Origin of the sequence: Bacillus sp. 3103sda1, from assembly GCF_024159135.1 — a bacterium.
GTDB lineage: Bacteria > Bacillota > Bacilli > Bacillales > Bacillaceae_G > Bacillus_A > Bacillus_A rhizoplanae.
This window is the reverse complement of record NZ_JAMYWS010000001.1, coordinates 1,503,165-1,523,251: the sequence shown is the minus strand read 5'-3', so window position 1 is coordinate 1,523,251 and position 20,087 is coordinate 1,503,165. Positions and strand designations below refer to the sequence as shown.

General features: G+C 37.0%; 21 protein-coding genes and 1 other RNA gene. 3 read left to right on the top strand and 19 right to left on the bottom strand.

Annotation, left to right across the window (positions count from 1 at the left end):
• Window positions 1-12: 12 nt before the first annotated feature.
• From NKR74_RS07680 to NKR74_RS07655, 6 genes are all read right to left on the bottom strand, one after another.
• Window positions 13-1,149, bottom strand: coding sequence for a THUMP domain-containing class I SAM-dependent RNA methyltransferase (locus NKR74_RS07680; RefSeq protein ID WP_253629131.1), 1,137 nt, complete (start codon window positions 1,147-1,149; stop codon window positions 13-15).
• A gap of 211 nt (window positions 1,150-1,360) precedes the next feature.
• An RNA gene (gene rnpB / locus NKR74_RS07675) (RNase P RNA component class B) lies at window positions 1,361-1,749 on the bottom strand.
• An 87-nt stretch (window positions 1,750-1,836) separates the two neighbouring features.
• The gene (gene gpsB, locus NKR74_RS07670) at window positions 1,837-2,184 is read right to left on the bottom strand and encodes a cell division regulator GpsB (RefSeq protein ID WP_098309365.1); all 348 of its coding nucleotides are present in this window, start codon (window positions 2,182-2,184) and stop codon (window positions 1,837-1,839) included.
• Between the two features lie 70 nt (window positions 2,185-2,254).
• On the bottom strand, window positions 2,255-2,809 hold the full coding sequence (locus tag NKR74_RS07665; RefSeq protein ID WP_253629130.1) for an SLOG family protein: 555 nt from the start codon (window positions 2,807-2,809) through the stop codon (window positions 2,255-2,257).
• A gap of 61 nt (window positions 2,810-2,870) precedes the next feature.
• The gene (locus tag NKR74_RS07660; RefSeq protein ID WP_253631102.1) at window positions 2,871-3,263 is read right to left on the bottom strand and encodes a CotD family spore coat protein; all 393 of its coding nucleotides are present in this window, start codon (window positions 3,261-3,263) and stop codon (window positions 2,871-2,873) included.
• Window positions 3,264-3,865: 602 nt separating this feature from the next.
• On the bottom strand, window positions 3,866-4,270 hold the full coding sequence (locus NKR74_RS07655; RefSeq protein ID WP_098309368.1) for a YppG family protein: 405 nt from the start codon (window positions 4,268-4,270) through the stop codon (window positions 3,866-3,868).
• Window positions 4,271-4,562: 292 nt separating this feature from the next.
• Here NKR74_RS07655 and NKR74_RS07650 point away from each other — a divergent pair, with 292 nt between their 5' ends.
• A complete protein-coding gene (locus NKR74_RS07650) occupies window positions 4,563-4,772 on the top strand; it encodes a YppF family protein (RefSeq protein WP_098309369.1) in 210 nt (69 codons plus the stop codon).
• A gap of 180 nt (window positions 4,773-4,952) precedes the next feature.
• On the opposite strand, the gene NKR74_RS07645 is transcribed toward NKR74_RS07650, so the two are convergent.
• From NKR74_RS07645 to NKR74_RS07635, 3 genes are all read right to left on the bottom strand, one after another.
• Window positions 4,953-5,303, bottom strand: a complete 351-nt coding sequence (locus tag NKR74_RS07645; RefSeq protein ID WP_253629129.1) for a YppE family protein — start codon at window positions 5,301-5,303, stop codon at window positions 4,953-4,955.
• Between the two features lie 13 nt (window positions 5,304-5,316).
• Entirely contained in the window at window positions 5,317-5,559 is a 243-nt protein-coding gene (locus NKR74_RS07640) for a hypothetical protein (protein WP_253629128.1), read from the bottom strand.
• Between the two features lie 529 nt (window positions 5,560-6,088).
• Entirely contained in the window at window positions 6,089-7,090 is a 1,002-nt protein-coding gene (locus tag NKR74_RS07635; RefSeq protein WP_098309373.1) for a DUF2515 domain-containing protein, read from the bottom strand.
• A gap of 105 nt (window positions 7,091-7,195) precedes the next feature.
• On the opposite strand from NKR74_RS07635, the gene recU reads away from it, so the two are divergent.
• Complete coding sequence (gene recU / locus NKR74_RS07630; protein ID WP_098309374.1) at window positions 7,196-7,798, top strand: Holliday junction resolvase RecU; 603 nt, start codon at window positions 7,196-7,198, stop codon at window positions 7,796-7,798.
• Between the two features lie 65 nt (window positions 7,799-7,863).
• Entirely contained in the window at window positions 7,864-10,473 is a 2,610-nt protein-coding gene (locus NKR74_RS07625) for a PBP1A family penicillin-binding protein (RefSeq protein WP_253629127.1), read from the top strand.
• A 44-nt stretch (window positions 10,474-10,517) separates the two neighbouring features.
• Here the strand turns inward: NKR74_RS07625 and NKR74_RS07620 are convergent, their stop codons facing one another.
• The 10 genes from NKR74_RS07620 to panB all read right to left on the bottom strand — a co-directional run bounded on the left by NKR74_RS07620 (window position 10,518) and on the right by panB (window position 19,805).
• Window positions 10,518-11,033 carry a YpoC family protein gene (locus NKR74_RS07620; RefSeq protein ID WP_253629126.1) on the bottom strand — a complete coding sequence of 172 codons (516 nt, stop codon included), beginning with the start codon at window positions 11,031-11,033 and terminating at the stop codon, window positions 10,518-10,520.
• Window positions 11,030-11,686, bottom strand: a complete 657-nt coding sequence (gene nth, locus NKR74_RS07615; RefSeq protein WP_098309376.1) for an endonuclease III — start codon at window positions 11,684-11,686, stop codon at window positions 11,030-11,032. Before nth ends, NKR74_RS07620 begins: the two co-directional genes overlap by 4 nt.
• 15 nt (window positions 11,687-11,701) lie before the next feature.
• Window positions 11,702-12,409: a DNA replication protein DnaD gene (dnaD, locus tag NKR74_RS07610; RefSeq protein ID WP_253629125.1), complete on the bottom strand. Its 708-nt coding sequence runs from the start codon at window positions 12,407-12,409 to the stop codon at window positions 11,702-11,704.
• A 144-nt stretch (window positions 12,410-12,553) separates the two neighbouring features.
• The gene (locus NKR74_RS07605; RefSeq protein WP_253629124.1) at window positions 12,554-13,738 is read right to left on the bottom strand and encodes a pyridoxal phosphate-dependent aminotransferase; all 1,185 of its coding nucleotides are present in this window, start codon (window positions 13,736-13,738) and stop codon (window positions 12,554-12,556) included.
• Between the two features lie 18 nt (window positions 13,739-13,756).
• Window positions 13,757-14,233: a cell wall elongation regulator TseB-like domain-containing protein gene (locus NKR74_RS07600; RefSeq protein ID WP_253631101.1), complete on the bottom strand. Its 477-nt coding sequence runs from the start codon at window positions 14,231-14,233 to the stop codon at window positions 13,757-13,759.
• A 7-nt stretch (window positions 14,234-14,240) separates the two neighbouring features.
• The gene (locus NKR74_RS07595) at window positions 14,241-14,411 is read right to left on the bottom strand and encodes a YpmA family protein (protein WP_098309380.1); all 171 of its coding nucleotides are present in this window, start codon (window positions 14,409-14,411) and stop codon (window positions 14,241-14,243) included.
• Window positions 14,412-14,774: 363 nt separating this feature from the next.
• Window positions 14,775-17,564, bottom strand: coding sequence for an ATP-dependent DNA helicase DinG (gene dinG, locus NKR74_RS07590; RefSeq protein WP_253629123.1), 2,790 nt, complete (start codon window positions 17,562-17,564; stop codon window positions 14,775-14,777).
• Between the two features lie 160 nt (window positions 17,565-17,724).
• Complete coding sequence (panD, locus tag NKR74_RS07585) at window positions 17,725-18,108, bottom strand: aspartate 1-decarboxylase (RefSeq protein WP_098309382.1); 384 nt, start codon at window positions 18,106-18,108, stop codon at window positions 17,725-17,727.
• A gap of 12 nt (window positions 18,109-18,120) precedes the next feature.
• Window positions 18,121-18,969, bottom strand: coding sequence for a pantoate--beta-alanine ligase (panC, locus tag NKR74_RS07580; protein WP_098309383.1), 849 nt, complete (start codon window positions 18,967-18,969; stop codon window positions 18,121-18,123).
• Window positions 18,969-19,805, bottom strand: a complete 837-nt coding sequence (gene panB / locus NKR74_RS07575) for a 3-methyl-2-oxobutanoate hydroxymethyltransferase (RefSeq protein ID WP_098309384.1) — start codon at window positions 19,803-19,805, stop codon at window positions 18,969-18,971. Before panB ends, panC begins: the two co-directional genes overlap by 1 nt.
• Window positions 19,806-20,087: the final 282 nt, after the last annotated feature.

The following is a 20,087-nucleotide window of genomic DNA, read 5'->3' as shown; positions in this document are numbered from 1 at the left end:
AGAAGTTTTATACTAATCACGCGGCGGGCGTTTGCCAAAATACTGATAGTAATCAGTGCGAATAAATCCATTAAATAATTTTCGTTTCTTTGATGCATCTTTGCCGTACCATTTCTCAAATTCTGGATGGCTTGTTAATATATATAAAGACCAAGTATCCAGCGGTCGGAATGCTTGTCCCATCTCTGCATACATTTTTTCAACAAGAGGCTTTTCACTTAAACGCTCTCCGTATGGAGGATTCGTCACAACATAACCATATTCCTCTTTTGTTGTAAAATCTTTTACTTGCATTTGCTTAAATGTAATAAGATCACCAAGCCCTACTTCATCAGCATTATCCTGGGCAACTTGTACCATGCGATGATCAATATCTGATCCGATAATTTGAAGAGGTTGATCATAATTTGCTAAGTCTTCCACTTCTTGACGAGCTTCATCCCAATTTTGTTTACCAATCCAACCCCATCCATCAGAAGCAAAATCACGGTTAAAGCCTGGAGCAATATTTTGACCAATTAATGCGGCTTCAAGTGGAATCGTTCCAGAACCGCAAAAAGGATCTACAAACGGGCGATCTGGCTTCCAGTTGGTTAACATAATTAATGAAGCTGCCAATGTTTCTTTTAACGGTGCTTCCCCTTGTCCAACGCGGTATCCACGCTTATGAAGCCCAACACCACTTGCATCAATTGTCAACGTTGCTACATCTTTTAATAGCGCAACTTCGATACGAAATAGCGGGCCAGTCTCTTCAAACCATGTTGTGCGTCTATATGTACTTTTTAATTTTTCAACGACTGCTTTTTTTACGATACTTTGACAATCAGGTACACTAAATAGTGTAGATTTAATCGATTTACCGATAACAGGGAATTCTCCATTTTCCGGAATATAATCCCCCCAATTTAGCGCCTTTGTTTTTTCAAATAATTCATCAAATGTTGTTGCCTTAAATTCACCAACTTTAATTTTTACACGATCCGCTGTACGGAGCCATAAATTACTGCGACAAATAGCTTTTTCGTCCGCTTCAAACGTTACTTTCCCATTATCTACCTGGCATTCATAACCGAGATTGCGAACTTCTCTTGCAACAAGTGCTTCAATTCCCATTGCAGCAGTTGCAATTAAAGTAACTTTTCCCATTTCCATTCTCCTCATATATATAATCAAACACTCATTGACAGTAACTGTTCTCTGCTAATCAGTTAAAATCATAACATTTTATTTCACTTCAATTGTATTAAATTTGTAAAACTTTCTTTACCATTTTAACTCACATTCCAAAAATTCATACAAATAAAAAGCCCTCCTCTTACAAAGGAGAGCTGAACAAACTCATGATTGGTTCATAACGTTCTGTAAGCCATGTTCTGTACCTTTGTACTGCAAACGGCCCACGCCTCGTACTCCGGTGGCAATCATCTATCTACAGAGCAATTGCATCTGTCTTTTCCCATCGTTCATTTCCTTAGGAAAAGTTCCCCTACCAATATTTGGGTTTCTCGCTCGTGGGGTTTACCTCGTTCCACTCCCATCATTTCTTCTGGGACTTCGTCACTGTGGCACTTTAAAGGTAGTCAAACCATATCCAATGGACTTAGGTTTTTTCCCTGCCGTTAATCCAGCTTTCCGCCAGAATACCCTAGCTTATGACTTCGCTAGGCACGAACACTACGACCATCTCAGGTCGTGCGAGCATGGACTTTCCTCTACAACAAAGCGTTGCAGCGATTACCCAAACGTTATGACATGAATTAGTATAGTGGAAACATAAATATTTTGCAACGTTTTTTGCATGTAAATTGCTACAAGTTTATTTAGATGCTTCCATTATTCGTACAATTTACTTCCAAACACAGCTTTTTCCAAATTCGACAGACGTTTTAAAATATCTGTATTCGTATTATTGTAAACTGGTTGCGGAGTAGGAACAGGAGCTGGAGTTGGCGCTGGCTGAGATTGTACTTGTTGTGCCATTGCTTTTTGTTGCTCCAATTCTTGCTTTAAACGTGAATTTTGTTGCTGTAATTGTTCAATTTCTTTATGGAATGCTTCATAATCCTTAATAATCATGTCTAAAAATTTATCTACTTCTTCTTGTTGATAGCCTCGCATTCCCGTTTTAAACTCTTTTTCTAAAATATCTTTCGCTGTTAACTTAATTTTATCAGAAATCATTTAGGTCACCTCAAGTCTTTACCAAAACTTTCATTAAGTAAATTTTTTCAGAAACAGTCCGTTTTGTCAATCATATATCCTTATTCCACTGTTCTTCTTCTATTATATCTTGTAAATCAGAAAAAAGTATAAAATAACATTGATAATTTTGGGCTTCTTCCTTTTTTTTCGCTGCTTCTACGATGTATTTAGGACTTCCTGGTTTCTCTTCATCATACATAGCAAGTAATGCATCACTTTTTTCAATGAAAAATTGATTTTTTAGCCGGAATTGTTCTGGGCTTTCATATTTCCGCTTCGTTATACTATCAACGTGATCTGCTTGTGAGAGAATACATTCATAGTACTCCCGATTGTTTTCCTTCCAATTTTCTTCCTGATCTAAAAAAGGGGTAAATACAGCTAATTTCAAATCTGGATATTCCAATTGCAAATCAAATACAACTTCGGCTGTCCATAGTTCTACCCCTAATTGTCCACTAATTATAACCCATTCTAATCCTTCTTCTAACAAAGGAAGCAGCCTTTGTTGTATCGCTTTTTTTATGTAAGAAATTCCAGGATGGTCATTTGAAAAAATCCCTAATTCAAATGGCTTATATCCTGTAACAGCTACAACTTTCATATGAAACGCCCCTTCTCTTTTCAAAAAAAGAACTAGCAATTTGCTAGTTCTAGCATAACACTTACTTTTTAAACATGCCACCAACATTTGGGCTTGGTGGTAACATTGCTGGACTTACACTTGGGCCAACATTTGGGCCTGGCGGTAACATTGCTGGACTTACATTTGGACCAACATTCGGGCCAAGTGGCGATACTTGAGAACCACCTGGGCCAAACCCACCAAATCCACCAACAAACACTGGATCAGCAGGGGATATAACATTTGCAGCAGAGTGTGTTTGTGGGAAATAATGCTGAGATTGCACTACCTGATGATGAACGTGTTTTATATGTGTTGGGTGAATATGAGGGACCACCGTTTTTGAGCATGTGTGTGTTACACAACATTTTGTCGGATGCACAATAGGAGGTGTTGTTGTAATTGGTGCCACTGCTCCGCCAAAAGGTGCCACTGCTCCCCCGAAAGGTGCCACTGCTCCCCCGAAAGGTGCTGCTGCTCCCCCGAAAGGTGCTGCTGCTCCCCCGAAAGGTGCTGCTGCTCCCCCGAAAGGTGCCACTGCTCCCCCGAAAGGTGCTGCTCCCCCGAAGCAAGGATGACAATGATACATAGTTTTCTCTCCTCTCACAGTTTGAAAATGAGCTTACACTTTACAATATGAGAAAAGAGTAAAAGCCGCTTGTTACAAATACCTATTTCTATATCGGAAATTTGTCTATAAAAATTGTTTAAAGTTTGTAAAAATAAAAACAATTAATGTAATCATGACAAAAAACAAAAGTAAAATAACCTTGTTCACATTCGTCCTCTCCATACATCATATTTTAACGCTACCGTCATTGTAAAATGGATAGGAGGTCCGAACAACTCTTTTTTATGACATTTCGCATGTAAAATTTGGGTTTTTATTGAGCCACATATATCATCAATACTTTAGAAAATCCTTCTTCAATTCTTTACACATATTGCCCTATATAAAAGATAAAAAAACTACCCTTATAAGCTCGACTCGTTCAACTAACCTTTCATGGGAAAAGCACCCGTGAAAGGTTAGTTTCACTTTATAAAAAAGCCTCCTACCTGTTTGACAATACCAGTAATTTGATTCATTGCATTCATCATTTGACCTGCAGTACCCATCATTTTATTAATGTCATAATTTCCATCGGCTGTTTTAAATTGCGATATTAAACTAGAAAATTGACTTGGCTGTTGCTTTGCATAATTTTGTTTATTCATCATCGGATATGGCGTATGTGGATGAAAAGAAGATTGAATAGGTTGTTTCGGTGGATAAAACATTGGCTGATTCATTGGTTGATTCATTGGTTGATTCATTTGTGGAAGTTGAAAAGGTTGAAAATAATTTGTTTGATTCATATAGTAAGGCATAAAAGGATACATATTATAACGTAAGTATGGATCTTGTTCAATCTGATACATGCTGGACTGTTGAAACATACATTCTCCCTCCTCTAACAGTTTTCTATATAGTTAGAATATGAAATCATAAAAAAAATGTGTAATCATCCTATAAGTTGAAAATTCCTGCGTTGACTAACTTTTTCATTGGCCATTACTAGTCGATCCCCATTTTTCCAAATCATTACCATGAAAGGTAAAAGACAACCGATAGTTGATAAAGTAATACAAATTATACCTTACGCAAAATTTAAATTTTCAAAAAAATAAAAAAGTAAGCGTTTGTATGCTACCATTATATAGAAAAGATTCTTATGGGGGAGGAATCAGCATGGTATTAGGGGATTTAAAACAAGATTTTTTTGAAAAAAAGGGATATGAACCTGAGGATTTGAATGAGTTACTTGATTTTGCAAGACATTCTTATCTACAAGGAAAAATTTGCTTATCACAGTATAGAAGTGTAACACGTGAACTAGAAACAATTGGAGCTACAAAACCAGCTTACGAAACAGAAAAGAATATCGTGACAGAAGTATAAAGTGAAACTTCCATCAGTGGGGGTTTTCTTCATCCTCCACTGATGGTTAGTTGAACCAACCGGGCTTTTACGGGCAGTTGTCCCCCCACATATCTTCTTCGTTTCTCTCTGCATCTTGAGGTGGGGTCTTACTGCCCGTAAATAGCGGGATAAAAAATAAGAGGGGATTCTCCCCTCTTATCACTTACATTGTTCTAAAATATTTTGTAATGTATAATGAATCGCCTGATGTGTTTCATAAAAACGCTTCCCATTCATTTTCTGTGCAAAACACTGTAAAGAATTGCTTTGTAAATTTGTACATACTTGTTCAATTTGCTGTACATGTATATATTTAGGCTTTACTCGATACAACCACTCAAGCGCAAGTTGTTTCCATTCTTCTAATCCTTTATCTACTAAAGACACGAATGGCTTTATATCATGATAAAAGTCAAACTCAAGTTCTTCACTTTCTCTTTTTTTTATAATCGTTTCATCGTTATATTCAATTATTTTTTTGGTCACTTCAATCAATGTTACATATTCCACTATTTCCACCTACTTATATACTAACTGCCACTACTTGAAACGTTTGTACCCAACTACCTTTCTCTTCATGCTGCAATAATTTTGCTTCCATATGCTTTATATGCATTTCCATTATCTCTTCTTTATTAACTACAAATTCTCTTTTTTCCTTAAGCGCATGATTAACTCTAAGTGCCATGTTCATTTCAAGCAAATCAAGAGTATTTAACATCTGATCCATTTTTTTCATTACATCCTCTTTCTGAACCATTTTCATCTTTAAAACGCCTCCCTCTTTGCCTTCCGTTTGTCATGTTAATTCGACAGCTCCTTTTCCGCTCCTGCATGCTTGACAAAACTAGTTTTAATTCGGCAAAGAAAGTGATTTTTTGTATGAAGTTTATGAAAGTGGCAACAATACGAAAGGGAGGTGTTGACAATGGCTAAAAGCAAAAATGAAAACAAGAAAAAACAAACTCAAAGCAAACAAAATAAACCAGAAACAGGAAATCCAAAATTGGATGGACCAAATTTCCCTGCTACATAAAGTAAAACTTCCATCAATGGGCGCTTTTCCCATTGATGGTTAGTTGAACCAATCGGGCTCTTACGGTTGGTTTGACTTCCTCTCCGCTCTCACTTCTTACTAACCGTTTGAGCGGGGTAAAGTGAAACTTCTTTTAATGGAAACGATTCTCTTCCATTAAAAGTCAGTTGAGCCAATCGGGCTCTTACAGCTTGTTTAACTTTCTTCCCGCTTTTCATGAAGCGGGATTTTTTTATTATATCATGAATAATGACTTCTGTTAAAAAAGGTCATTAAGTGAAGCAAACAAGTGTAATTGCTTCTGTTTGTGTAAAAACCATTCTGTAATATCAATGTCTATTTTCGGTTCTTCAAACAAAAACAATTCCTCTATATTCATTCCTGAATGAAACCAATCTTTCTCAGCATCACGATGATGGGAGATGACAGAAAATACATCGCGAAGCTGAGGAGTATCTTGTTCCTTAAAAGTAGGGAAGTATTGTTCATAATCTAACCTCGCCCCCGTATGAACTGTTTGAGAAGAAAATGTATAAAACGAATCCTTATAAGTTGGATGAAATAATAACCATGCTAATCGTTTCCCTAACTCAATTCTCTTTATCAGTGTTTCAAACTGACGTACGGAGAAACCATATAATTTCCCATTTACTGTTGGAAATATCACTGCACTAAAATGAAACAATTCCTGAAATTTGAATAATAATGTTTGGAATACATGCTTTTGATAAAAAGGATGCTCAATTACCGGCTTTTGGATGATATGTTGTTCATTAATAATGAGAGCCGTCATAAGTCGATCCTCATTTTTTTGGTTCCAAAAATAATTCCATTCTACTTCCATAAATATCGATACAGAAAATATTTGCAACAAATGAAACAGAGGTTTTTGCATTTGTTTACTATATCCATACAATAGCAGCTGAGGATATGCATCTAAAAAAATAAGCCAATTTGCACGTTCATATGTAAGAAATAACTGTTTACGTATCTCTTTGGATAAAACTTTTGGATAATATTTTCCTTCTAAATCTGTCATATTCCAGCCTGCATTTCGAGATACCATACTGGCTAAAAATGACCAACGAATTTCTTTATTGCGTTCATAATATTCTTTATAAGCATGCGTGCGCGAAATATTATCAACATTAGCAAGGAGAGTTTGTTGTACAATACGATGCACGAGATCTTGCTCTTCCTTTGTATAGGAAGTAATCTTCCTTTTTTGTCTTATTTTTTCATATTCGCTTTGTGCAAACATAATGTTCTCACCTCTTCTCTGTATTCAAAAAAATCGCCTATTTTTCATTTTTTTTGATATAATCACCTTTGTAAGTGATTCTATGCAAGTTGGAGTGGACAAACCATGACCATTCGTTACCCAAACGGAAGAAAGTATAATGAAACGCAGCAAACTCATACTGTGCCTACAAGTAAACATACTTATAGTAATAGAGGTATGTCACTTGAAGAGGAACTAAACGAAACAAATCAGTACTATTTAACGCACAATATTGCTTGCGTCCATAAAAAGCCCACCCCTCTTCAAATTGTAAAAGTCGATTATCCGAAGCGAAGTGCTGCTGTGATTAAAGAAGCGTACTTTAAGCAACCTTCTACAACCGACTACAACGGTGTATACAAAGGTAAGTACATTGACTTTGAAGCGAAAGAAACTAAAAATAAAACAAGTTTTCCCTTACAAAACTTCCATCTTCACCAAATTAAACATATGAAGCAAGTATTAGCTCATGGTGGTATTGCATTTGTTATTATTAAATTTACGCTTTTCGATGAATTTTATTTACTAGAAGCAAAACATATCATTACATTTTGGAATCGACAAGAAGCTGGTGGACGTAAATCAATTACAAAGCAAGAAATGGAAGAGCATGGATACTTATTATCGTGCGGTTATCACCCCCGCATTGATTATATTCATACACTAGACACACTTTATTTTTCGTGATAGAGTCAACAATAAGGCTCATTTTTCGACTTTTGGGGAGGAAATGAAAGGTAGGAGAAAGTATAATGTCAGAAAATTATCGTTCTCGTGAAGAACGAAAACACGCTAAAAAACAGAAACAAGAACAGCCTAAAAAAGCGAAACCAAAGAAAAAAGGTTCTTTTCTACGGAAATTTCTAATCACTTGCTTAATAATCGGCATTGTGGCACTAGTAGCTGGGGTTTCTGCTTTCTTTATTATAATAAAGGATGCTCCAAAATTAGATAAAGCGAAACTTGAAGTTCCATTATCAACAAAATTTTATGATAAGGACGGAAATTTCGTATATGAATATGGCGCTGAAAAGCGAACAAAGGTCACATATGATCAAATTCCAAAAGTAGTAGAAGATGCCTTCCTAGCTACAGAAGATTCACGTTTTTATGAGCACCATGGAATTGATTTTAGGCGTACTGCAAAAGCAATTTTCTCAAACTTGACTAGTGACTCCGGTACTCAAGGTGGTAGTACAATTACACAGCAAGTTATTAAAAACTATTACCTAACACCGGAACAAACAATAAAACGTAAAGTACAAGAATGGTATTTAGCTTACAAGTTAGAGCAACAATATTCAAAACATGAAATTCTAGAAATGTACTTAAACAAAATTAACTTAGGTAACCGTTCTTACGGTATTGCAACAGCTGCAAAAAATTATTATGGAAAAGAATTAAAAGATTTAACATTACCTGAGGCAGCGATGCTTGCAGGATTACCACAAGGTCCTAGTATTTATGATCCGACAAAACCAGAAAACGTGAAGGCCGCAACAGAACGACGCGATACAGTATTATATTTAATGAACCGACATGGCTATATCACGAAGAAAGAAATGGACGATGCGAAGAAAATTCCAGTAACGGAAGGTCTTCAACCGTCTCAAGAAGCAACACAAATGCCTTATCAAGGATTCTTAGATGCCGCTGTAAAAGAAATCGAATCGCAAATTAAAGATGTCAACATTGGTTCTGATGGTCTTTCAATTTATACAACATTAGATCCAAAAGCACAGGACTATGCAGATAAAATGATGAACACAGAAGAAATTATTAACTATCCGGATGAAAAATTCCAGGGTGCATTCGTATTCATGGATACGAACTCAGGCGAGGTTCGTGCAATTGGTAGCGGACGCGGTGAAAATAAAGCAACATTTAAAGGACATAACATGGCTATTGACTCAGAACGCCAAGTAGGTTCTACAATGAAGCCAGTTTTTGATTACGGCCCTGCTATTGAATATAAGCAATGGTCAACGTATCATCAAGTTGACGATTCGCCATATAAATATTCATCAGGACAAGAGGTTCGAAATTTTGATAACGGCCACAAAGGTCCAATGTCAATGCGCGATGCATTAGCACAGTCCCGTAACGTGCCTGCTGTGAAAACTGCTAAAGAGGTTGGTTTAGGTAAAGCACAAACTTTCGCTGAAGGACTTGGTTTTACATTTGGAGCAGATGGTGCCCAAGAATCAACAGCAATTGGTAGTAATGAAGCTTCTCCTCTTACAGTTGCAGGAGCATATGCCTCATTCGGAGACGGTGGTGTATATCATAAACCACACTTTGTAACAAAAGTTGTGTATCCTGATGGCAAAGAAGTGAACTTTACACCAAAAGGGAAACGAGTAATGAAAGATTACACAGCATATATGACTACAGATATGCTTCGTAGTGTTGTGGATTCTGGTACTGGTACAAAAGCAAATGTTAGTTCACTAGATGTTGCTGGTAAAACAGGAACAACAAACTATACTTCAAAAGAACTAAGTCAGTATGGTTTCCCTGCTTCTGGAAGTCCTGATAGTTGGTTTGCAGGCTATACACCACAATATACGATGGCTGTATGGACTGGGTATAATAAACGAAATGAAGGCTATGTTGATAAAAATTCATCAGCGATCGCACAGCGTATGTTTAAAGCGATGATGAGTGAATTTGGAACTGATGACTCTCGTTTTGAAATGCCAAGTAGTGTAGAACGCATAAATGATGAACTTTATGTGAAAGGTGCTAAAAAAGATAATATTAAAAAGATTGACGTAAGTGCCCCAGGTGGTTTACAGGCTGCATATGATCAATCTTCTAATAGCATCCAACTAAAATGGGCTGGTTCATCTGATAAAGATGTATCCTACTCTGTAAGCTACAAAGGCAGTGATGGTTCCAGCGGAAGTCCAGACATAAGTGGTACAAGCGCAACAATTAGCGGCGTACAACCTGGTGCTACCTATACCATTTCTCTCGTTGCGACAAAAGGTAATAGCTCTAGTGCTCCGGTAACAGCGACGGTAGTAGTACCTGGTGATGATGCTAAGAAAAAAGCTGAAGATGATGCTGCTAAGAAAAAGGCTGAAGAAGATGCCGCTAAGAAAGCTGAACAAGATAAGCAAAATCAAAACAACGGAAATACCGCACCAGGTGGTGGAAATACCACACCAGGTGGCGGAAATACCACACCGGGTGACGGAAATACCACACCGGGTGGCGGAAATACCACACCGGGTGGTGGAAATACCACACCGGGTGACGGAAATACCACACCGGGTGACGGAAATACCACACCGGGTGACGGAAATCATCCGAATCCACCAGCTGAAGGTGGAAATCCAAATAAACCGACTCAATAATAACGATAACAAGCTACACACTAATAAAAAAGAAGCCATCTTCTCTACCGAGAAGATGGCTTCTTTTGCATAATGAGTACTTTTACATATAACTTTTCCAATTCTTCATATAACTGTGTCAGCTGAATAAAAGAATGATAATGATCTGGCTGTTTCATAATAAATAAAAAACGTTCCATAAAGTTAACTGGTTTTTTTTCTAATCTTTCTATTTGTTCATTCATATCCTGTAAACTGAAAACAGGCGTTCTATTCATCCAGTGTAAAATAGATAAAAGATGTCCTGCAAATCGTACCATCGGATCTTTTGCTTCTTTTTTGTTTCGATTTCGAAATAATATAGAAATCTCTTCTTTTTGTTCTTTCCATAAGTTTAATACAGTAGAAATACTCATTTCTATCTCATTCCATGGCTTATATCGCTGCTCGATATCAAAGAGAAAGCACGTCTCTTTTAAAAGCTCTCCAAATGATTTTTCTACATTGTATTCAATGACAGTCTCTTCCTCAAAGAAAGGACTACACCGAAAATCATTTGGTATTTCAAGTACTTGCTTCATTTCTTCTCCTTCTCTCTCATGCGTTTCTTACCTTCACGACATAGCTCTAACAATCTGCATTCTTCGCACTGGGGACGCTGCGCCTTGCAGTGATAACGCCCAAAAAAGATCATACGATGATGTGTTACGCCCCACTCTTCCATCGGTACTTTCTTCATTAATGTCTTTTCTACTTCTAATACAGAATCTTTCCATTTGCAAAAGGCAAGTCGTTTACTAACGCGCTCTACATGCGTATCAACAGCAATGGCCGGAATACCAAATGCAACGGAGACAACAACATTTGCAGTTTTTCGTCCTACACCTGGTAACTTCGTTAACTCGTCTCTATCTTGCGGCACCTCTCCACCATACTCATCAATAAGCATACGGCATAGCTTTTGAATATTTTTCGCCTTATTCCGATACAAACCAATAGAACGAATATCCTGCTGCAATTCTTCTAAAGACACGCTTAAATAATCCTCTGGTGTTTTATATTTTTGAAATAGATTTTTTGTTACTTTATTTACAAGAACATCTGTACACTGCGCAGATAGCGCTACCGCAATAACAAGTTCAAATGCGTTGTCATGATTAAGTTCACAATGCGCTTCTGGGTACATCTCTCCCATTACATCAAGGCAATGTCTAATTTGTGTTTTATTTAGCATTTTTTCCTCCTACCATTATTGCTCTAGCCAATTATAAAACGGCACTTTTCCTGTATACTTCGTTTCTTGCCGTGATACTTGCTGATTTCGTTGCTGATTTTCTCTAAATTTCCGTCCTTGGTTCTGTGCTTGATCAACCGTTTTAATTCCATTCTTCTTCCATTCAAACAATATGCGATCGATATAACGAAAGTTCAATTTTCCACTCATAACAGCTTCGCGAAGAGCAGTTTGGATTAAAAGTGGATCGTGATGATCCTGATCTTGCCACATTGCTAACGTCTCGCACTCAAATGGAGATAATGGCCTTCCAAATTCATGCTCAAACACTGTATATAAATTGATTTGTAATTGTTTTTGTTCTCGCTCTTCCTCTTCAATATTTTCACTCATTAAAAAATGTAATATCTTTTCCCAAAGAGGCTGTAACGAGTAGCTTTCGCAAATCATTGCTGCGGATTTACGTCCTCCTTCTAGCGCTAAAAAGCCTTTTTGAATTAACGCTTGAATAATCTCCATACACTTTGTTTGTGTAATGGTCATCCGCTCTGCAATTTCTCCTGGTGTTGGGAAAGAGTTTCCCGACTCTAAAAATGTATGGACATGCAACAGTACCATGAACTCTACTTCATTTAAACCGAGTTTTTTATAGTGCATCATTAATAATTTTGGAATCGCAATGCTGCCTTGGTCAAACCACTCTAACATGATTTTCTTCTTCATAATCAAACACCTCGCTTTCTAGTATAACACACCTTTTCACATTTCTTTTTGGCACAATTCGTCAAAAAAACCTCCCTATATGAAAGGGAGGTACGATTTGAACTGTCTAAGGCAATTGCAAAGATAGAAATAAAAGAGCTACTCTTATTTCATTTTGTTTTTCATAAATGTATCAATACGTTCTAACGCTTTCTCTAATTGTTCAAGTGAAGTTGCGTATGATAAACGAACGTTATTTGGTGCTCCGAATCCTGTTCCTGGAATGAGGGCAACTTTTTCTTCTTCTAATAATGCTTTTGCCCATTCATCAACTGTTTCAAAACCAGCTAATGCTACTGCTTCTTTCACATTCGGGAACAGATAGAACGCTCCTTGCGGTTTAATGCAAGAGAACCCAGGAATTTGAATCAGTTTCTCATAAACGATATTTAATCGTTCTTCAAATGCACTGCGCATCATTTCTACAGGTTGTTGATCTCCAGCATAAGCAGCAATCGCTCCGTACTGCGCAATTGAAGTAGGGTTTGATGTACTGTGACTCGCTAAGTTCGTCATCGCTTTAATAAGTTCTTTATTACCTGCTGCGTAGCCAATGCGCCATCCTGTCATTGAATGCGATTTTGATACACCGTTAATAATAAGAGTCTGTTCTTTTAATTCATTAGAAAGCTGAGCAATTGATGTATACTCTGCATCACCATAAATTAATTTCTCATAAATTTCATCAGAAACAATTAAAATGTCATGCTCTACGCATACTTGTCCAAGCTGCTGCAACTCTTCTTTGCTATAAATCATCCCTGTTGGATTGCTAGGCGAGTTAATAATTACGGCTTTCGTTTTTTCTGTAATCACTTGACGCAATTGCTCTGGTGTGATTTTATAATTATTTTCTTCTAACCCCTCTACATATACTGGTTCACCACCTGCAAGCTTTACTTGCTCTGGATAACTTACCCAATACGGAGTTGGAATAATAACTTCATCACCTTCATCAAGTAATACTTGAAACAGCGTATATAAAGCATGCTTTGCACCGTTACATACAATAACTTGAGATGGTTCATAAGATATGCCTTGGTCACGCTCAAACTTTTTGATAATTTCTTGTTTCAGCGTAGCTAATCCACCTGTTGGTGTATATTTCGTATAACCTTCTAACATTGCTTTATGAGCAGCATCCATAATATGCTCTGGCGTATTAAAGTCAGGCTCTCCTGCTCCTAATGCTATCACATCATGTCCTTCTGCTTTTAACGCTTGTGCCTTTGCTGTAATTTCTAACGTTGTAGATGGTGTTAGAGCAGCTACTCGCTTTGCTAATTTCATCCTGAGTTCCCCCTGCACTTATTTTTCAATGCTGTATCGTTTTAAAAACTTACCATCTTCGAATGCAAGATAATAGTAAGTATAACGATTTTCATCATCAATATATGTAATTTCCCATAATGGAACATTGTTTTCGGCGCCTAATTTTGCTTTCACAAATTGCTTCGGCTTTCGCTCTTTGGCAACAATTTGCAAAGCATCTTTTTCAGAAATACCTTCACTTGCTTTTCGCACCAAAATATCTCCTTTTTTCTCAGGCACCCAAACGATATATTGTTCTCCTTTTTCATTCACACCTTGTACAACTTCATATGGAGCTTGACCGTTATAATAATCGACTTTTGTTACTTTAGTAAGTTTTGCTTTTTCTTTTGCAATCTCAACTGTTTTCGATTCTTTCGGAATTTTTTTCTCCATCGTTGTATTATAGATGTGTACCCCATATAAAACAACAGCAACGATTACAATAAAAATTGTTAAAATCCACTTTTTCATTGTATCACTACGTTCTGTAAATCGTAAATATTGCTGTCTCTTTTTCTTTTTCATCTAACGCTAATCCGAACATCAAATCTTTTTCTTTTAATGTTCGATTTAAACTATCAACAATCTTGTATAAATCAGACGTGTATCCAAGACGCGTCGTTGATAGTACTTCAATTTTCTTCTCCATAAAAACTCCTCCGTTACACAAAATTTCTAATTATAGAAGAACGCATTGCGGTTACAATAAGAGTACATTCTTTATAAACCCTGCTTCATCACCCATCTATTATAGCAGGACATGTTCTTCAAAAAAAGGTTTGAAGTCGAAAACCATCGTATTTCTATACTTAATGTAAGAAAAAATAAAATTTCCTCCTACCCACATGTAACGCCTGAAGCAAATTTGCTTTAGGCGTTAATTTTTATCATGCTATTCGCAAGCAGTAAGCCCCCTCAACATTCCAAGAAACCAAAGAAAATAGATGAAGAATAACCGCTAATCCATGAGTGAGGGATGGAGAATCCTTTCACTAATAGGAGCTTCACCTTATTATTCCATTTTTTCTATTAAATCCTCTAACGGTCCTTCGTACAATGGAATGCTCGGGATAGATTGAACAAATCGTTTCCCATAAAAAGATGAGGTGAGACGACGATCCAACACAAATACCGTTCCTGTATCCGTCGTTGTACGAATAAGGCGTCCAAAACCTTGTTTAAAACGAAGGATTGCTTGTGGCAAAGCAATCTTTGTAAATGCATCTTCTCCTTTTTCTTTTAGCCGTTCCCTTTTCGCTTGCATCATTGGCTGATCTGGTGACGTGAACGGGAGACGAACAATTACAAGACAGCTTAACGCCTCTCCTGGTATGTCAATTCCTTCCCAAAAACTGCTTGTTCCTAATAAAATGGATTTTTCAAACTCCTGAAACTTTCGAATCATTCGGGTGCGGCTACGATTATGAACACTCTGTGTCAATAAAAGAAATTCTTCCAGCGCCTCTTCTTTTTTCAATACTTCATATGTCTGCTTTAACATTTCGTATGATGTAAATAAAACAAGCATTCGACCATTTGTAGCTTTAGCAATTTTCATAATATGTTCAGACACTGCTCTTACATACTCTTCTTCACTTACATGTTTAATATGTGGAACATCTGTTGAAACCATTAATTTTACTTGCTCTTCATAATGAAATGGTGATGGAATTGTTAATGTATTCGGTGTAAAATCCACTAATCCAAGCTCTTCTTCTATATAATCAAACGTATCATTTACAGTTAAAGTGGCTGAAGTAAAAATAACGCTCCGTTTACGTGTTAAAAATTGATCTGCAAATAAATCGCTTATATCAACTGGCTGTGCATATAAGATAGTCGAATGAATTGTTCCTTTCGTTTCTGCTTCCATCCATGTCACATGACTCGTATTTTCTAAAATAAGTTTCCGTAAAGAATGAGTCATATTAGAAAGTACCTCTATAAGATGCACAAATTCCCCTGTAATCATATGCATTTCCCATTCATTTTGCTTTTGTAACATTTCACCTTGTTTTTCTAATAACGTAAGCAATCTGCCTAGTTGATGCACAAAACGATCCGTTAATTCAACAATACTGCGCCAAAGTTTTCCTCTTTCTTTATTTGCATCATAACGATATATGAGCGGTATATTTCCAGATACGTGTTCTTGCTTTGTTTTTTGGAATATAAATGTACGCAGCATTTGGAAGAGCTCATCTGCGTCAAACTTGATTTCTTTCAACGAACGACTAATCGTTTGAAACTCAGAACGAACAACAATTTGCGACTGTTTCATCATATCGTACACTTTGGCTAACACATCAGATGTTTCTAGCGTACCAAAACGCGATAAAATAAGTTGAAAATACATACAAGAAAACTGCTCTCCTAACGCTCTACTTGCCGTTTCTTCCAGATGGTGTGCTTCATCAAAAATAATATGTTCACATGATGCAAGTAATGGTTCTTCACTTACGAAATCTTGAAATAATAATGTATGATTTGTGATTACAACATCAGCAAATAATGCTTTATTTTTTGCACGCTGATAAAAACAGCGGCTAAACCACGCATTTTTCATGCTATTTGAATTATGAACATCACTGCAAATACGCTCCCATAGTAGCTTTCCTCCGGCTGGAATATTTAACTCATCTCGATCTGCCGATTCTGTATCAAGAAGCCATACTAAAATTTTCGCTTTCGTTAATGCATCATCGTAATGATTGTCCACTTCACCCAGTGCCTGCTCAAATTTATGTAAACATAGATAATGTTTCCGGCCTTTTAACATCGCTACTTCAAACGGAAATGGAAGTATTTTTTTTAACATTGGGATTTCCTTCGCTAAAATTTGTTGCTGCAACTGTACAGTTTGTGTACTAATAACTACTGGCTGTTCTTTTTCTTTCGCATAAAAAATACTAGGAAGTAAATACGCTAGTGTTTTCCCCGTACCTGTTCCTGCTTCAATTAGCGAAAATCTGGAGTCCCTAAGCGCTTCATAAATCTCATTTATCATCATCTGCTGTCCTTCTCTTTTTTCAAAAGACGGCATTACTTCAGCTAAGCGCTGCATCGCTTCTGTTAAAAAAGAAGAAAAATCAGCAATATTCTCTTCACCTACTTGCAATGTATAGTTGCGTTTGCAAAGAGCAATATTTCGGTGTATATCATATTTTTTCTCGTCATCTGTTCCATGTATCACTTTATTCAAAATACATGCAGACATAATGTCACCAATGTTACTTTGGAACATATCGCTTAATTCATATAACGATTGCAATGTAACGAGTGGTAAACTTTCCATTTTAGAAAGTAATTGTAAAAATATCTCTGCTGTCACCATCGCATCACTATCAGCACGATGAGGCTGATCATGGTCAAAACCATATCTTTTTGCTAAATCACGCAATTTATAACTATCAGCTGTCGGCAATAAAATATGTGCCAGTTCAACTGTATCAATTTTCGGACATGTTACTTCTGAGAATCCAGCTTGCCGTAATTCTTCTTTCAAAAAATTCCAATCAAAATGAACGTTATGCGCAACGAAGTACGCACCTTGTAATAGTTCAATAATCATCGGCGCTACATCTCGGAACAACGGGGCTTGTCTCACAAGTGTTTCATCAATTCCCGTCAATTCTGTAATAAATGGTGGAATGTCCCGTTCAGGATTTATAAAAGAAGAGAAAATTTCAAGAATTTCTCCATCCTCTACAACAACTGCTGCAATTTGAGTAATTTTATCTTTCCCGTCTTTCCAGGCATTCCCTGTCGTTTCTAAATCGACTACGACATAACGCTTACTCATCTATGACACCTCAATTTCTTACCTTTCAAACAACAAAAATTTCTATAGTGTTACTATACCACGTTTTCACTCATCTTAATGGAAAGATACGAAAAATGAAATGATTTTGCTTTCGTACAAGAAAAGCTATCCCTTTCGCAGAGATAGCTTTTCTTATACATTATAAAATTGTGCCTGCTTTTTCCGCTCCAAGCATTTCCACAATTTGATTATTGTCATCTAAAACAGCAATTTTCGGAACATGCGTTAGTACTTTTTCTTCTGAAACTAGCCCGTAGCAAATGATAATGACTTTATCGCCCGGCTGAACGAGTCGAGCAGCTGCGCCGTTTAAACAGATTACCCCTGTGCCGCGTTCTCCTTTTATAACATATGTTTCTAAACGAGCACCGTTATTATTGTTTACAATTTGCACTTTCTCATTTTCAACAATACCAACTGCATCCATTAAATCCTCATCAATTGTAATACTTCCTACATAATTTAAATTTGCTTCCGTTACCGTACCTCGGTGTAACTTCGCTCTCATCATTGTGCGAAACATAGTTGCTCCTCCTTATTCAACCGTAAATGTAATATTATCAATTAATCGTGCATTTTCAAACTTTACAGCTATTGCAATAATCATACGCCCGCTTACTTTCTCAACCTCAGTTAAATTCGGATACGCATATAGATCAGCATAATCGACAACACCATGTGTGTTCGTTTCAATATATTCTTTAATAAAGTTCGTAATATTTTTTGGGTTACGCTCCCCTTTAGCAACTCGTTCTTTCGCCATGCATAAGCTTTTATATAAATGCGGTGCTTCTTGGCGTTCTCTCTCTGATAAATAAATGTTGCGAGAGCTACGTGCTAAGCCATCTTCTTCGCGTACAATCTCAACTGGCACAATTGTAACAGGAATATTATAATCATCCACAAATCCCTCAATAACTGCTACTTGCTGTGCATCTTTCATACCAAAATACGCACGATTTGGCATTGTAATATTGAAAAGCTTCATCAATACAGTTACAACTCCAGCAAAATGACCTGGTCGCTGCTTTCCGCACAAAACATCCGTACGCTTCACAACTTCAATATTCGTTGTTCGCTGCGCTGGATACATTTCTTCGACACTTGGATAAAATAAATAATCCACTTCTACTTCACGCGCTAAGCGCTCATCACGCTCGATATCACGCGGATAACGATCTAAATCTTCATTCGGACCAAATTGCAACGGATTTACAAATATACTTAACATAACAATATCATTTTCTTTTTTCGCTTGTCTCAGTAATGTTAAATGTCCTTCATGCAAATAGCCCATCGTTGGAACGAATCCAACTTTTTGCCCACTTGCACGAAGCTCACCCGCGATTTGCTGCATCTCTTGCACTGTCGTAATAATATGCATTATTGTTTTCCTCCGTATAACGCTAAGCATTCTTCTTCTTTCATCGTAAACGAATGTTCTTTCTCTGGAAATTGTCTTTCCTTTACTTCATGAACATATTGTCCAATCCCTCTTACTATCTCTTCTTGCACAGATGTGTACTGCTTCACAAATTTCGGAACGCGTTTTACACCATACGTAATAAGATCGTGATATACGAGAACTTGACCATCCGTTCCATTACCAGCGCCGATACCGATGGTTGGAATTGATAATTGTTTTGTTACAAGTTCCGCTAATTGCATCGGTACACACTCTAATACAAGCGCAATTGCTCCCGCTTCTTCGCATTTTTTAGCGTCTTCTAACAACTTCTTCGCGCTTTCTGCATCTTTTCCTTGCACTTTATAGCCACCTAGCACACCGACAGATTGCGGTGTTAATCCAAGATGGGCTACAACCGGAATGCCTGCATTCGTAAGGAAACGAATGATTGATACAACTTCATCTGCTCCTTCGACTTTTACTGCATGTGCACCGCTTTCTTGTACAATACGGCGTGCGTTATGCATTGTTTCTTGCAGTGAAACGTGATAAGACATAAATGGCATATCTGTTACAACAAATGTATTTTTCGCGCCGCGGCGCACTGCTTTCGTATGATGAATCATATCATCAACTGTTACTGGAATTGTTGAGTCATAGCCAAGCACAACCATGCCAAGCGAGTCACCAACTAAAATCATGTCAACTTCTGCTTCTTCAGCAAACTTTGCTGATGGATAGTCATATGCAGTTACCATCGCAATCGGCTCACTTTGTTCTTTCATTTTCAAAAAATCCGTTACAGTTTTCAAAAACTTCTCCTCCTTTACCTGGAGAGAGGAGATGGCCGGATGAAAAAACATATAAAAAACCCTTCTAACCACAAAAAGGCAGAAGGGTAGTATCATTCGGCAAAATTCATCCCTCTGTCCCAGTCCTATTTTGGATCAAGGCAGAATCCACATTTTTATTTTGATTTTCCTAAACAGCGGTGCAGTTCACATTGATACTGCCCATATTCGACCTTATTATAACAAATAGCAAAACATAATTGCTATACTTTTCTAAAAAAGAAAATCATTTTTCACATACAA

Bases quoted from the DNA above. Each gene is read 5' to 3' on its own strand.
- NKR74_RS07680 (WP_253629131.1), bottom strand. From the start codon at position 1,149: ATGGGAAAAGTTACTTTAATTGCAACTGCTGCAATGGGAATTGAAGCA.
- gpsB (WP_098309365.1), bottom strand. From the start codon at position 2,184: ATGATTTCTGATAAAATTAAGTTAACAGCGAAAGATATTTTAGAAAAA.
- NKR74_RS07665 (WP_253629130.1), bottom strand. From the start codon at position 2,809: ATGAAAGTTGTAGCTGTTACAGGATATAAGCCATTTGAATTAGGGATT.
- NKR74_RS07655 (WP_098309368.1), bottom strand. From the start codon at position 4,270: ATGTTTCAACAGTCCAGCATGTATCAGATTGAACAAGATCCATACTTA.
- NKR74_RS07650 (WP_098309369.1), top strand. From the start codon at position 4,563: ATGGTATTAGGGGATTTAAAACAAGATTTTTTTGAAAAAAAGGGATAT.
- NKR74_RS07640 (WP_253629128.1), bottom strand. From the start codon at position 5,559: ATGAAAATGGTTCAGAAAGAGGATGTAATGAAAAAAATGGATCAGATG.
- NKR74_RS07635 (WP_098309373.1), bottom strand. From the start codon at position 7,090: ATGTTTGCACAAAGCGAATATGAAAAAATAAGACAAAAAAGGAAGATT.
- recU (WP_098309374.1), top strand. From the start codon at position 7,196: ATGACCATTCGTTACCCAAACGGAAGAAAGTATAATGAAACGCAGCAA.
- NKR74_RS07625 (WP_253629127.1), top strand. From the start codon at position 7,864: ATGTCAGAAAATTATCGTTCTCGTGAAGAACGAAAACACGCTAAAAAA.
- NKR74_RS07620 (WP_253629126.1), bottom strand. From the start codon at position 11,033: ATGAAGCAAGTACTTGAAATACCAAATGATTTTCGGTGTAGTCCTTTC.
- nth (WP_098309376.1), bottom strand. From the start codon at position 11,686: ATGCTAAATAAAACACAAATTAGACATTGCCTTGATGTAATGGGAGAG.
- dnaD (WP_253629125.1), bottom strand. From the start codon at position 12,409: ATGAAGAAGAAAATCATGTTAGAGTGGTTTGACCAAGGCAGCATTGCG.
- NKR74_RS07605 (WP_253629124.1), bottom strand. From the start codon at position 13,738: ATGAAATTAGCAAAGCGAGTAGCTGCTCTAACACCATCTACAACGTTA.
- NKR74_RS07600 (WP_253631101.1), bottom strand. From the start codon at position 14,233: ATGAAAAAGTGGATTTTAACAATTTTTATTGTAATCGTTGCTGTTGTT.
- NKR74_RS07595 (WP_098309380.1), bottom strand. From the start codon at position 14,411: ATGGAGAAGAAAATTGAAGTACTATCAACGACGCGTCTTGGATACACG.
- dinG (WP_253629123.1), bottom strand. From the start codon at position 17,564: ATGAGTAAGCGTTATGTCGTAGTCGATTTAGAAACGACAGGGAATGCC.
- panD (WP_098309382.1), bottom strand. From the start codon at position 18,108: ATGTTTCGCACAATGATGAGAGCGAAGTTACACCGAGGTACGGTAACG.
- panC (WP_098309383.1), bottom strand. From the start codon at position 18,969: ATGCATATTATTACGACAGTGCAAGAGATGCAGCAAATCGCGGGTGAG.